Raw genomic sequence first — 13317 nt, forward strand, 5'->3', positions numbered from 1 at the left:
GCGGTCCGCGGTCAAGATCCGCCCAACGGCGGCCCAGCGATCCCGGACGCTCGTCGCGTGCCGGTGGCGGAGCGTCGCCCGGACGGTCGCGCAAAGTTATCGGCGACTCGATGACAGGTGGCGCCGCTTCCCGGGCATGGACGTTTCGGAAGTCTCGAACGGGTAGGGGATGCCATATGCAGGTCGAGTCCGGAACCTCCACGCTCACCGGTATTCCGAGGCTCGGGCGGATCCCGATCCTGGACGTGGCCCCGGTGGTGGGGGGCGGCCGGTGGCCGGCGAAGGCCGTGGTGGGCGAGACCATCGAGGTGTCGGCGACGGTGTTCCGCGAGGGGCACGAGATGCTCGGCGCGGCGGTGGTGCTGCGCTCGCCGGACGGGATGGAGCAGCCGGGCGAGCGGATGTCCGAGGTCGGTGTCGGGCTGGACCGGTGGGCGGCGCGGGTGACGCCGGACCGGATGGGCCAGTGGTCCTTCCGGGTGGAGGCGTGGGGCGACCCGATCGCGCACTGGTGGCACGACACGCAGATCAAGGTCCCCCGCGGTCAGGACGTCGAGTTGATGCTCGCCGAAGGCGCGCGGCTGTTCGCCCGCGCCGCGGAGGCGCTGCCGAGCAAGGACCGCCCGACCCTGACCCGGCTGGCGGCGTGCCTGGGCGACGAGACGATCCCGGTCGGCGACCGGATGGAGGCGGCGGCCGATCCGGACGTGGCGGACGTGCTGGAGCGGCATCCGCTGCGGGATCTGCTGACGGTGTCGGAGTGGTACCCGCTGGTGGTGCACCGGCAACGCGCCCTGTACGGCGCCTGGTACGAGTTCTTCCCCCGCTCCGAAGGCGCCACCCACGACCCCATGGGACGCCGCGGCCCCCTGTCCGGAACGTTCCGCACCGCCATGAAACGCCTGCCCGCCATCGCCGACATGGGCTTCGACATCGTCTACCTCCCCCCCATCCACCCCATCGGCACCACCCACCGCAAAGGACCCAACAACACCCTGGACGCCGGCCCGTATGACCCCGGCTCACCCTGGGCCATCGGCTCCCCCGACGGCGGCCACGACGCCATCCACCCCGACCTCGGCACGATCGCCGACTTCGACGCCTTCGTCGCCTACGCCTCCGACCACGGCCTGGAAATCGCCCTGGACCTGGCCCTGCAATGCTCCCCCGACCACCCCTGGGTCACCCAGCACCCCGAATGGTTCACCACCCGCGCCGACGGCACCATCGCCTACGCCGAGAACCCGCCCAAGAAATACCAGGACATCTACCCCCTCAACTTCGACAACGACCCCGACGGCCTCTACACCGAGGTCAAACGCATCATCCACCACTGGATCGACCACGGCGTACGGATCTTCCGCGTCGACAACCCCCACACCAAACCCGTCGACTTCTGGGAACGCCTCCTGGCCGACATCGCCACCACCGACCCCGACGTCCTGTTCCTCGCCGAGGCCTTCACCCGCCCCGCGATGATGCACACCCTGGCCAAAATCGGCTTCCACCAGTCCTACACCTACTTCACCTGGCGCAACACCGCCGACGAACTCACCGACTACTTCACCGAACTCACCGGCGAAACCGCCGCCTACATGCGCCCCAACGCCTTCACCAACACCCCCGACATCCTCAACGAATACCTCCAGCACGGCGGCCGCCCCGCCTTCCAGATCCGCGCCATCCTCGCCGCCCTCCTCTCCCCCACCTGGGGCATCTACTCCGGCTACGAACTCTGCGAGAACACCCCCGTCCGCCCCGGCAGCGAGGAATACCGCGACTCCGAGAAATACCAGTACCGCCCCCGCGACTGGGAAGCCGCCGACCGCGACAACACCACCATCGCCCCCCTCATCACCCAGCTCAACACCCTCCGCAACGCCCACCCCGCACTCCAACTGCTGCGCAATCTGCGCTTCCACTACATCGACCAGCCGGAACTGCTCGCGTTCTCCAAGCGGCACATGGACGACGTGGTCCTGGCGATCGTCAATCTGAACCCGCACCAGCCGCGCGAGGCGACGGTCCACCTCGACCTCGCCGCGCTCGGCCTCCCCGACGACCCCGACCGGCCCTTCACCGTCCACGACGAGCTGGACGGCGCGACGTACACGTGGCGGAAAGCCAATTACGTCTATCTGGACCCGCACCTTCGACCGGCGCACATCTTCACGTTCCGGAGCAGCGAGAGTTGAGCGGACCGAACGAACCACAGCCTCCCTCCCCGACGCCCGGCCCGACGCCAGGCCCCGGCCCGGTGCCCAGGGACGAGCCCGTCCCCGAGATCCCCCCGGACGCGGTCCCGGCGGCGTCCGAGCCCGTCCCCGACGCGTTCAGCCCCGAGACGCCGCGCGATCCGCACTGGTTCAAGACGGCCGTCTTCTACGAGGTGTCGGTGCGCGGATTCGCCGATTCCAACAATGACGGGTACGGCGACCTGCGCGGCCTGATCTCCAAGCTCGACCATCTGGAATGGCTCGGCGTCGACTGCCTGTGGCTGCTGCCGATCTACCAGTCACCGCTGAAGGACGGCGGCTACGACATCTCCGAATACACCCGGATCCTGCCCGACTTCGGGGAGCTCGGCGATTTCGTGGAACTGATCGAGCAGGCGCACGCGCGGGGCATCCGCGTCATCGCGGACCTCGTCATGAACCACACCAGCGACCAGCATTCCTGGTTCCAGGCGTCGCGGACGGATCCGGACGGGCCGTTCGGTGACTTCTACATGTGGAACGACACCGACGACAAATACCCCGAAGCCCGCATCATCTTCGTCGACACCGAGTCCTCCAACTGGACCTACGACCCCGTCCGCGGCCAGTACTACTGGCACCGCTTCTTCTCCCACCAACCCGACCTCAACTACGACAACCCCGCCGTCCAGGACGCCATGCTGGAAGTCCTGCGGTTCTGGCTCGACCTGGGCATCGACGGCTTCCGCCTGGACGCCGTCCCCTACCTGTACGCCCGCGAAGGCACCAACTGCGAGAACCTCCCCGAAACCCACGCCTACCTCAAACGCGTCCGCGCCGAGGTCGACCGCCTCTACCCCGACCGCGTCCTGCTCGCCGAAGCCAACCAATGGCCCGCCGACGTCGTCGAGTACTTCGGCGACCCCGGCGCCGGCGGCGACGAATGCCACATGGCCTTCCACTTCCCCGTCATGCCCCGCATCTTCATGGCCGTCCGCCGCGAACAGCGCTACCCCATCTCCGAGATCATGGCCCAGACCCCCAAGATCCCCGAATCCTGCCAATGGGGCATCTTCCTACGCAACCACGACGAACTCACCCTGGAGATGGTCACCGACGAAGAACGCGACTACATGTACACCGAATACGCCAAAGACCCCCGCATGAAAGCCAACATCGGCATCCGCCGCCGCCTGGCCCCCCTCCTGGACAACGACCGCAACCAACTGGAGTTGTTCACCGCCCTCCTCCTCTCGCTGCCCGGCTCACCCGTCCTGTACTACGGCGACGAGATCGGCATGGGCGACAACATCTGGCTCGGCGACCGCGACGCCGTCCGCACCCCCATGCAATGGACCCCCGACCGCAACGCCGGCTTCTCCCAATGCGACCCCGCACGCCTGTACCTGCCGGTCATCATGGACCCCATCTACGGCTACCAGGCCGTCAACGTCGAAGCCCAGGTCAACAACCCCGGATCACTCCTGCACTGGACCCGCAAGATGATCGAGATCCGGCAGCGCCACCCCGTCTTCGGCGTCGGCACCTACGTCGAGCTGTCCGCCTCCAACCCCTCCGTCCTCGCCTTCACCCGCGAGATCGGGAACGGGGACACCAACCAGTGGGGCGGCACCGACACGGTCCTGTGCGTGAACAACCTGTCGCGCTTCCCGCAGCCGGTGGAGCTGGACCTGCGGCGGTTCCGCGGTTCGACGCCGATCGAGTGCATGGGCGGCGTGCAGTTCCCGGCCATCGGTGAACTGCCCTACCTGCTCACCCTCCCCGGCCACGGCTTCTACTGGTTCCTGCTGCCGCCTCCGCCGGACGAGCCGGGCGACGAGAGGGTGGTGTAGCCGTGCCCGGCGGTCCAGGCCAAGGAGGAGACCCGTCCCTCGTCCGGCTGCTGGCCGGCTGGCTGCCCCGGCAGCGCTGGTTCGGCGGCAAGGACAGCCCCATCGAGGACCTGTCGATCGGCACCGCGACCGAGCTGCGGACCGGGGAGCCGGGGCTGCACCACCTCGTCCTCGACGTCCGCCAGAACGGCGCCACCGAGCACTACCAGGTCCTGCTCGGCGTCCGCCGCGACCTGCCCGAGCGCCTGCGCCCCCACGAGATCGGCCTGCTCGCCGGGGCGACCGGGATCACCGGCCACGCCTACGACGCCGCCCACGACCCCGAGCTGACCCGGCCGCTGCTCGCCCACATGGCGGGCGAGTCCGTCATCGGGCCGCTGCGCTTCCGGCGCGCGCCCGGCACCGGCATCCGCACCGACCTGGACGGCACGCCGTCCACCGCCGAGCAGAGCAACACCTCGCTCGTCTTCGGCGACGCGTACATGTGCAAGCTGTTCCGCAAGCTCGCGCCCGGCGTGAACCCCGACCTGGAGGTCAACCTCGCGCTGACCCGCGCCGGCTGCGAGCACGTCCCCGCCGTGCACGGCTGGATCGAACTGGCGCCCGGCGGCGACGGCGCCGGCGGCGGCGAACCCGTCACGCTCGCGCTGCTGTCGGAGTACCTGCGCAGCGCGACCGACGGCTGGCAGCTCGCGCTCACCAGCGTCCGCGACTGGTTCGCCCAGCCCTTACCGCCCGGCCCGCCCGACGCGCAGGCCGCGCTCACCACCGACGACCCGGGCGCGGCGGGCGGCGACTTCGCCGCCGAGGCCGAGCGGCTCGGCGCCGCGACCGCGCAGGTGCACAGCGACCTCGCCCGCGCGTTCGGCGTGACGACCGTGCCCGCCGAGCGGCTGCGCGCGCTGGCCGCCGGGATGAACGACCAGCTCGACGCGGTCGCCGAGGCCGTCCCGCAGCTGCGCCCGCACGCCCCCGCCATCCGCGCCGCGTTCGGCGAGGTCGCGGCGGCGGCCGGGGGGCTGCCGTTCCAGCGGGTGCACGGCGACTACCACCTCGGCCAGGTGATGCGCACCGACAGCGGCTGGGTGCTGCTGGACTTCGAGGGCGAGCCGGCGCGGGCGCCCGCGGAGCGGCGCGCGCCCGCGCACCCGCTGCGCGACGTCGCCGGGATGCTGCGCTCGTTCGAGTACGCGGCGCGGTTCCTGATCGCCTCGGACGGGAACCTCGCGCCGGGCACGGCGGACATGCTGGAGCAGCGTGCCCGCGCCTGGGCGGAGCGGAACCGGAACGCGTTCTGCGCCGGGTACGCGGCGGCGGGCGGCCCCGACCCGGCCGCGCACGCGGCGCTGGTGCGGGCGTTCGAGTTCGACAAGGCGGTCTACGAGATCCGGTACGAGGCGCGGAACCGTCCGTCCTGGCTGCCGGTCCCGCTGCGCTCGCTGGAGCACCTCGCCGGCTGACGCGCCCAGGCCCTCGGCGAGGTGCTGGCCCTGGACCTGGACGTGACCGACGAGGCGTCGGTCCGCGCCGCGGTCGCGGCGGCCGTCGACCGGTTCGGCGGCCTGGACGTCCTGGTCAACAACGCGGGGGTGATGCTCAACGGCCCGGTCGCGAGCGCGGACACCGCCGACTGGAGGCGCATGGTCGAGACCAACCTGCTCGGGTCGATGTACGCGGTCCACGCGGCGCTGCCGCACCTGCTGGAGCGCAGGGGCACCGTCGTGCAGGTCTCCCCGACCTCGGGGCGGACCGCCACGGCCACCGCCGGCGCCTACGCCGCCACCAAGTTCGGCGTCAACGCCTTCGCCGAGGCGCTGCGGCAGGAGGTCACCGCGCAGGGCGTGCGCGTCGTGCTGGTCGAACCGGGCTTCGTCGCGGTCAACGAACTCCTCATCCGCCCGACCGACCAGACCCAGTAGCGGCGGGCCGGGCTCCGCACCGAGCCCGGCCCGCCGCCCTGCCGCCGGTCGAGGGTCTAGAGGTCGATGGAGTAGTCGAGGACGACGCGGTCGGCGGGGAGCACGATGTCGCGGCAGACCTCCATGACGGAGGCGCGCGACAGCATCCGGCGGGTGATGGCGATGACGGGCACGCCGCCGCCCATCCGGAGCGCCTCCGCCTCCTCGGGGGTCGGCATGCGGGAGCGGACGGCCTCCTCGACGCGGGTCGGCGGGTGGCCGAGGTAGGCCAGCTGCGCGAGCGTGCCGCCGGGCCACGGCTCGCGCTCCGGGTCGGCGACGGGGGTGCCGCCGACGAGGTCCCACGGCAGGTAGTTGACCGAGATCTGCTGCGGCTCGCCGCGGGCGTAGAAGACGAACCGGCGCCGCAGCAGCTCGGTGCCGGTGGGCAGTTCGAAGAGCGCGCCGAGGTCGTCGTCCGCGCGCACACGGGTGAACTCCTTGTCGAGCCGGTACTCCTGCCAGCTGATCTTCTGGTCGCGGGTGAAGGTGGTCTCGGGAACCGCGAGCGGCCTGGTCACCGCGCGGTAGCGCTCCATCGCGACCCGGCGGGCGGGCGGCACGACCCGGACCACGGTGCCGCCGCCGCGGCGCGTCTCGACGAGCCCCTCGGTGCGCAGCAGCGCGACGGCCTGGCGCACGACGATCTCCGAGACGCCGTGGGCGGCGCACAGCTCCGCCATGGTCGGCAGCCGGGTCCCCGGCGGAAGGCTGCCGTCCCGGATCCCCTCTCGCAGCGTGTCGGCGATGCGCAGGTAGGCGGGACGGTCCGGCACCGGCGTCACCTCCCCTTCGTTCAGGCGCGCCCCCGGTCAATCGACGCGGTGTTCGATTTCGCCCCCTCCTCTCCGTCACTCATATCCAGCGGGCTGCTATCCGCGGGGGCATGGTCCGCTTACGGACAGCTTGACACCTCTTAGACCGAGTAAGACTTTTGTATACAGAAGAGCCGCCTCGGGGAAAGGACGACCTTGATGGGGGACTTCGAGGATCTGAAGACGGCCATCGAGGGGGAGTTCCCGGGCTGGCAGGTCTGGCGGAGCGACGCCGGACGCTGGTACGCCACCCGGAGCGGCGATCTGACCGACGCGCAACTGCAGGCGGGATGTGCGATGACGGTGGCCGCGGACGATCCGGCGGGGCTGCGCGAGCTGCTGCTCGAGCAGGCGCGCGGGGACGGCTGAGGCGGCCGCGATGGGACGTCGCGGGGAGCGGCGCGGCCCGGTCCGCAGGCGGGGGCGGACCGGGCCGGAAGGCTCCGGTACGGAAGGTACCTGTGTCGCTCAGGTGACACAGGAATGGAGCCCAGGGCGGCGGGGTCGGTGTCACCCCTGGGGCGAGGTAGACGTGACCGCATGGACGGCGCAATCGGCGCGACCCCTGACAAAGTGTCGTGTCGTCCGTGCGGTCGCACATCTCCCGGCGCGGCGAGCGGACCGCCATCTCCGGTGAAACACCTCCTTTCGCCATGTGAGTTCGGCTGATCTCGGGGCACTCCTACAGGGAAACGGCATCAGTGTTGTTCCCGGGGACCCCCCGGACCCCGGACCCCAGGCGAGGAGGCCATGACGACATGGCACGGGTGACGCGCGCGGAGATCGACCGGCTCGTCGGCGGCGACCACCACGATCCGCACGGAGTCCTCGGGGCGCATCCCGGCCGGGACGGGGTGACCGTCAGGGCGCTGCGCCCGCTCGCGGAGAAGGTCGAGGTCGTCCTGCCGAACGGGGACCGGCACCCGCTGCGGCACTTCCACGAGGGCGTGTTCGCCGGGACGCTGCCGGCGTCGGCGTCGCTGGCCGGCGACGACGCGGACAAGGCGCCCCTCGCGGTCCCCGACTACCGGCTGGCCGTGACGTACGGGGACGGCATCGAGACCGTGCAGGACGACCCGTACCGGCACCTGCCGACGCTCGGCGAGCTGGACCTGCACCTGATCAGCGAGGGCCGGCACGAGGAACTCTGGCGGGCGCTGGGCGCGCGCGTGCGGACGTACGCGTCCGCGTTCGGGCCGGTGTCCGGGACGGGGTTCGCGGTGTGGGCGCCGACGGCGCGCGGCGTGCGCGTGGTCGGCGACTTCAACCACTGGGACGGCCGCGCCCACCCCATGCGGTCGCTCGGATCCACCGGGGTCTGGGAGCTGTTCGTCCCGGGCGTCGGCGACGGCATGCGCTACAAGTTCGAGATCCTCGGCGCGGACGGTCAGTGGCGCAGCAAGGCCGACCCCATGGCGCAGCACACCGAACACCCCCCGGCGACGGCGTCGCGCATCTACACCTCGGCCTACGAGTGGGCCGACGGCGAGTGGATGGACGGCCGCAAGGAGCACGAGTGGGTGCACGAGCCGATGAGCGTGTACGAGGTGCACCTCGGCTCGTGGCGTTCCGGGCTCGGCTACCGCGAGCTGGCGGAGGAACTGACCTCGTACGTGAAGGACATGGGGTTCACCCATGTGGAGTTCCTGCCGGTGGCGGAGCACCCCTATGGGCCGTCCTGGGGCTACCAGGTGACGTCCTACTACGCGCCGACGTCCCGCTTCGGCACCCCGGACGACTTCCGCTACCTCGTCGACAAGCTGCACCAGGCCGGTATCGGCGTCATCATCGACTGGGTGCCCGCGCACTTCCCCAAGGACGAATGGGCGCTGGCGCGCTTCGACGGCACCGCGCTCTACGAGCACGAGGACCCGACCCGCGGCGAGCATCCCGACTGGGGAACGCTGGTGTTCAACTTCGGGCGCGCCGAGGTCCGCAACTTCCTGGTGGCCAACGCGTCGTTCTGGATCGAGGAGTTCCACATCGACGGGCTCCGCGTGGACGCGGTCGCCTCGATGCTGTACCTGGACTACTCGCGCAACGAGGGCGAATGGACGCCGAACGTCTACGGCGGCCGCGAGAACCTGGAGGCCATCTCGTTCCTCCAGGAGATGAACGCGACGGTCTACAAGCGCAATCCCGGCGTCCTCACGGTCGCGGAGGAGTCGACGGCCTGGCCCGGCGTGTCCCGCCCCACCCATCTCGGCGGCCTCGGCTTCGGGTTCAAGTGGAACATGGGCTGGATGCACGACACCCTGGAGTACCTCCGGCACGAGCCCGTGTTCCGGAACTACCACCACAACGAGATCACGTTCTCGCTGGTGTACGCGTTCTCGGAGAACTACGTCCTGCCGCTCTCGCACGACGAGGTCGTCCACGGGAAGGGGTCGCTGCTCAGCAAGATGCCCGGCGACACCTGGCAGCAGTTCGCCGGGCTGCGGGCCCTGCTCGCCTACATGTGGTCGCATCCCGGCAAGCAGCTGCTGTTCATGGGCCAGGAGTTCGGGCAGGGCGCCGAATGGGCGGAGCAGCGCCCGCTCGACTGGTGGCTGCTGGACAACGCCGCCGAAGGCGCGCTGCACGTCGGGCTGCAGAAGCTCGTCCGCCAGCTCAACCACGCCTACCGCGCGGAGCCCGCGCTGTGGTCGCGCGACAACGAGCACGACGGGTTCCGCTGGATCGACGGCAACGACGCGGGCGGCAACACCCTCTCCTACCTGCGGTACGGGACGTCCGAGGACGGCGGTGAGGCGCCCGTGATGGCCTGCGTCGTCAACTTCGCCGGCAACCCGCACGAGGACTACCGCGTCGGCCTGCCGAAGACGGGCGGCTGGCGGGAGGTCCTCAACACCGACGGCTACGAGTACGGCGGCAGCGGCGTGGGGAACCTCGGGCGGGTCGAGGCGGCCGCCGAGCCCTGGCACGGCCTGGAGGCGTCCGCGGTGATGCGGGTCCCGCCGCTCGGCGCCGTGTGGCTCGTCCCGGAGTGACCGGGAACTAGGGTGGCGCCATGAGCGCCGCGCAGCACCTGCACCTCGTCCCGTCCGAGTTCCTGGTCGAGCATCTGCCGAACGCGACGTTCCCCGAGGACGACGAGTGGATCGCGCTGGTCCGCGCCCCCGAGGGCCTCACCGTCGTCCGGGAGGCGTCGCCGTTCACCGAGGCGGAGCGCTGGGTCGGCTTCTACGGCGACGCCGGCCACGGCCTGGACCTGCCCGGCATGCTCGCCGCGGTCGTCGGCCCGCTCGCCGACGCCGGGGTGCCGGTGTTCGTCGCGTCCACCTACCACGCCGACCTCGTCCTGGTCCCCGACCACCGGCTGAAGGACGCGACGCAGGCCCTGCGCGACGCGGGCCACCGCGTCAGCGACGCTCGATCCGGTCGATGAGCCAGCGGGGGCCGGTGACGTGCGCGCCGGCCTCCTCGCAGCGGGCCCGCAGCTCCCGGTCCGCGGTCACGACCAGGTACTCGGTGTCGGGCTCCGGCCTGCCGACGAGGCCGACGATGTGGTCGTCGCCGCTGCCCGGCGCCGCCACGACCCGGACGCCGTCCGCCGGCTCGTCCGCCACCGTCCGCGCCGCGCCCTCGACGACCAGCACGACCTCCGGAAAGCAGGTGTCGAACGGGACGAGGCCGGGCGGCAGCCCGCCGACGCCCTCGGCGAGGACCTTCAGCGAGTCGCGCAGCCGGGCGTTGGCGCCCGCCCGGTCCTTCCACCAGCCGTCCGGCCGGGAGCCGACGACGTTCGCGCCGTCCACGACGAGCACCAGGCCCTTCGTCGCGTCCCGCAGCAGCGGCCACGACCGCTCGAACGGCGCGAACAGCTTGCGGTCCTCGACCTCGTCCACCGGGACCCACTCGGCGCGGCGCGTCTCCCGCGACGCGGGCTTCACGGGCACCTTCTCGTCGAGCGCCCCGATCACGGACGTGAACGCCCAGCCGCCGTGGTCCTCGACGCGGGTGCCGCGCACGCGCACGAGCCCGGTGTCGAGCGTGCACTCCTCGCTCGTCTCCCGCAGGGCGCCCGTCACCCCGTCCTCATGGCTGTGCGTGGCGCCGCCGAACATCCCCCACGTGCCGCCGCCGAGACCCCACCAGGCGCGCTGCTGCAACAGGATCCACATCCGGCCTTCCGCGTCGCGGTGGTAGGCCAGCAGCCCCGCCGCGCCGTACCGTCCCCAGTGCGTGTGCCCCTGGTCGCAATCGGCCCAGCCGTCCCCATCGCCCATGAGCCGACGATATCCGCTCGTGACCGAAGTACGGTGGTGCCGTCGTTCGGGGGGCCGACGCAGGTCCCCCATGCCGGAGGAAGCCGAAGATGCCCGCTCTGCCCCTCGTCCCCGACGATCCCCGCGAGATCGGCCGCTACCGGCTGACGGGACGGCTCGGCGAGGGCGGGCAGGGCGTCGTCTACCTCGGCGAGGGGCCGTCCGGGGAGCGCGCCGCCGTGAAGGTCCTCAAGCACGCCGACGCGCGGGCCCGCGAGCGGTTCGCGCGGGAGATGGCCGCGGCGCGGCGGGTCGCGCCGTTCGCCACCGCCGCGGTCCTCGACTCGTCCGCCGAGGGGCCGCTCCCCTACGTCGCCAGCGAGTTCGTCGACGGGCCGTCCCTGCAGGAGCGCGTCGCCGAGGGCGGTCCGCTGCGCGGCGGCGACCTCCAGCGGCTGGCGGTGAACACCGCGAGCGCGCTGGCCGCCATCCACGCCGCCGGGATCGTGCACCGCGACCTCAAGCCCGCGAACGTGCTCCTCGGCCCGGACGGGCCCCGCGTCGTCGACTTCGGCATCGCCCGCGCGATCGACGCCGAGACCCGCACGCAGATGGTCGGGACCCCTGCCTACTTCGCCCCCGAGTGGCTGCGCGACGTGCCGCCGACGGTGAAGTCGGACGTGTTCGCGTGGGCCGGGACCATGGTGTTCGCGGCGACCGGGCGGCCGCCGTTCGGCGGCGGGACGACGGTCGAGGCGATGATGCACCGGATCGCCACCGCCGACCCCGACCTCACCGGGGTGCCGGACGCGCTGCGCCCGCTGCTCTCCGAGTGCCTCGCCAAGGAGCCGGACCGCCGCCCGTCCTCCCGCGACCTCGCGATGCGGCTGATCGACCCCACCTCGCGTCCCGCGGCCGACATCACCCGGCCGCAGGCGCCCTATCCGGGGCCTCCGGTGCCGGTCCCGCCCGCGCCCGGCCCGGACCACCCCGGGGGCCCGTCCCCGTTCGGCCCGGCGACGGATCCGTCCCCGTCGCGGAACCTCACGCAGCCGCACCGGCGGCCGCCGGTCCCGGGGCCGCCGCCTCCGGCCGGCGACGGGCCCGGTGGGAGCGACGGGCGCGGTGGCCGCGGAGGCGGGAGCACCCGTGTCATCGTCGGGGCGGCCGCCGCCGTCGTCCTCGCCATCGCGTGCGCGACGGCCGTCCTCCTGCTGAACAGGGGCGGGGGCGCCGACAAGCCGTCCACCACGGCGTCCCAGCGCTCACCGGCCCCGAGCGGGCGGTCCTCGTCCGCGTCCGGTGGCGGAAGCGGCGGCGGGACGGGCGGCGGCCGATCGGTGCCCGCCGCGTTCGGCGGGACGTGGGAGGGCGAGCTGACGCAGAAGGGCGGCATCACCCTGGGCGACACCGGCACCAAGGTGACGATGCGCCTGGCCGGCGGGAGCGACGGCGGGACGGCCGAGTACGACCAGTGGGGCTGCCGGACCCGGCTGACGGTCTCCGCCGTGTCCGGATCGAAGGTCGACTTCGACGAGACGGCCCTGACCAGCACCGGCGCCGACAGGTTCTGCACGGGCGGCCCGGTGTCGCTGACGCGGGTGCCCGGCGGGCTGCAGTACACCTCGACCGGCATCGGCACCACGTCCGGGACGCTCCGCAAGGTCGGCTGAACGGGCCGGTGACGAAGGGCACAGTGCCGCCCGCAAGGCGCTCCGAATACCATTCGGTGCGAGACACCGCATGATCAGGGAGCACGAGTTGAGCGTCGAGACGGGACCGGCGGCCTTCGAGGAGACCGCGCGGATGTGGGACACCCTGACGGGCGCCGAGCTGATCCAGGCCATGGCCGACGGCCGGTTCCCGCAGATCTCCGACATCAACGACCACATCGGGCAGGTCATCACGTCCGCCGAGCCCGGCCGCGTCGACATCGCCTGGACGCCCGCCGAGAAGCTGTGCAACCCGGGCGGGACCGTGCACGGCGGCTACATCGCCATGATCCTCGACAACGCCGTCTGCCTCGCGGGCAGCAGCACCTGCGAGCACTTCATGCCGATGCTCACCCTCAACCTCAACGTCGACTACCTGCGCGGCGTCCGGGCCGGCGAGACCTACACGGTCACCGGGACGTGCGTGCACCCCGGCAGCACCCGCATGGTCGCCAACGCCCTCATCAGCGACACGCAGGGCCGCCCCGTCGCGCAGGCGTCCGCCAGCGTCCTGCCCAACAGGGCCTTCGCCCGCAAGTAGGTCCCTCGCACGCAAGTAGCCCCTCGCCCGCCAGT

General features: G+C 71.9%; 10 protein-coding genes and 1 pseudogene. 9 read left to right on the forward strand and 2 right to left on the reverse strand.

Annotated features, from left to right (window positions below):
- Positions 1–176: 176 nt before the first annotated feature.
- The 4 genes and pseudogenes from amrb99_RS03710 to amrb99_RS03725 all read left to right on the forward strand — a co-directional run.
- Complete coding sequence (locus amrb99_RS03710) at positions 177–2195, forward strand: alpha-1,4-glucan--maltose-1-phosphate maltosyltransferase (RefSeq protein WP_190852239.1); 2019 nt, start codon at positions 177–179, stop codon at positions 2193–2195.
- Positions 2196–2284: 89 nt separating this feature from the next.
- Complete coding sequence (treS, locus tag amrb99_RS03715) at positions 2285–4048, forward strand: maltose alpha-D-glucosyltransferase (protein WP_190852783.1); 1764 nt, start codon at positions 2285–2287, stop codon at positions 4046–4048.
- A 2-nt stretch (positions 4049–4050) separates the two neighbouring features.
- Positions 4051–5508, forward strand: a complete 1458-nt coding sequence (locus tag amrb99_RS03720) for a phosphotransferase (protein WP_347256517.1) — start codon at positions 4051–4053, stop codon at positions 5506–5508.
- A gap of 18 nt (positions 5509–5526) precedes the next feature.
- Positions 5527–5967, forward strand: a pseudogene (locus amrb99_RS03725) (SDR family NAD(P)-dependent oxidoreductase); the annotation flags it as partial.
- 56 nt (positions 5968–6023) lie between these two features.
- On the opposite strand, the gene amrb99_RS03730 reads toward amrb99_RS03725, so the two are convergent.
- Complete coding sequence (locus amrb99_RS03730) at positions 6024–6782, reverse strand: UTRA domain-containing protein (protein WP_190852243.1); 759 nt, start codon at positions 6780–6782, stop codon at positions 6024–6026.
- A 198-nt stretch (positions 6783–6980) separates the two neighbouring features.
- Between amrb99_RS03730 and amrb99_RS03735 the strand changes: the two genes are divergently transcribed.
- The 3 genes from amrb99_RS03735 to amrb99_RS03745 all read left to right on the forward strand — a co-directional run bounded on the left by amrb99_RS03735 (position 6981) and on the right by amrb99_RS03745 (position 10209).
- Complete coding sequence (locus tag amrb99_RS03735; RefSeq protein WP_151540147.1) at positions 6981–7190, forward strand: hypothetical protein; 210 nt, start codon at positions 6981–6983, stop codon at positions 7188–7190.
- Positions 7191–7579: 389 nt separating this feature from the next.
- The gene (gene glgB, locus amrb99_RS03740; protein ID WP_190852245.1) at positions 7580–9811 is read left to right on the forward strand and encodes a 1,4-alpha-glucan branching protein GlgB; all 2232 of its coding nucleotides are present in this window, start codon (positions 7580–7582) and stop codon (positions 9809–9811) included.
- Between the two features lie 20 nt (positions 9812–9831).
- Positions 9832–10209 carry an ACT domain-containing protein gene (locus tag amrb99_RS03745; protein WP_190852247.1) on the forward strand — a complete coding sequence of 126 codons (378 nt, stop codon included), beginning with the start codon at positions 9832–9834 and terminating at the stop codon, positions 10207–10209.
- Here the strand turns inward: amrb99_RS03745 and amrb99_RS03750 are convergent.
- Positions 10184–11050: an NUDIX domain-containing protein gene (locus amrb99_RS03750; RefSeq protein WP_190852249.1), complete on the reverse strand. Its 867-nt coding sequence runs from the start codon at positions 11048–11050 to the stop codon at positions 10184–10186. The two genes, amrb99_RS03745 and amrb99_RS03750, sit on opposite strands and share 26 nt — an antisense overlap.
- 89 nt (positions 11051–11139) lie before the next feature.
- On the opposite strand from amrb99_RS03750, the gene amrb99_RS03755 reads away from it, so the two are divergent.
- Together amrb99_RS03755 and amrb99_RS03760 are read left to right on the forward strand one after the other, a co-directional pair.
- Positions 11140–12702 carry a serine/threonine-protein kinase gene (locus amrb99_RS03755; protein WP_190852251.1) on the forward strand — a complete coding sequence of 521 codons (1563 nt, stop codon included), beginning with the start codon at positions 11140–11142 and terminating at the stop codon, positions 12700–12702.
- Between the two features lie 88 nt (positions 12703–12790).
- Positions 12791–13282 (forward strand): PaaI family thioesterase, encoded by a 492-nt coding sequence (locus tag amrb99_RS03760; RefSeq protein WP_241755221.1) that lies wholly within the window; start codon positions 12791–12793, stop codon positions 13280–13282.
- The last annotated feature ends 35 nt before the right edge of the window (positions 13283–13317 follow it).

The sequence above is a fragment of the Actinomadura sp. RB99 genome (genome assembly GCF_014706005.1).
In the GTDB taxonomy this organism is placed as follows: domain Bacteria; phylum Actinomycetota; class Actinomycetes; order Streptosporangiales; family Streptosporangiaceae; genus Spirillospora.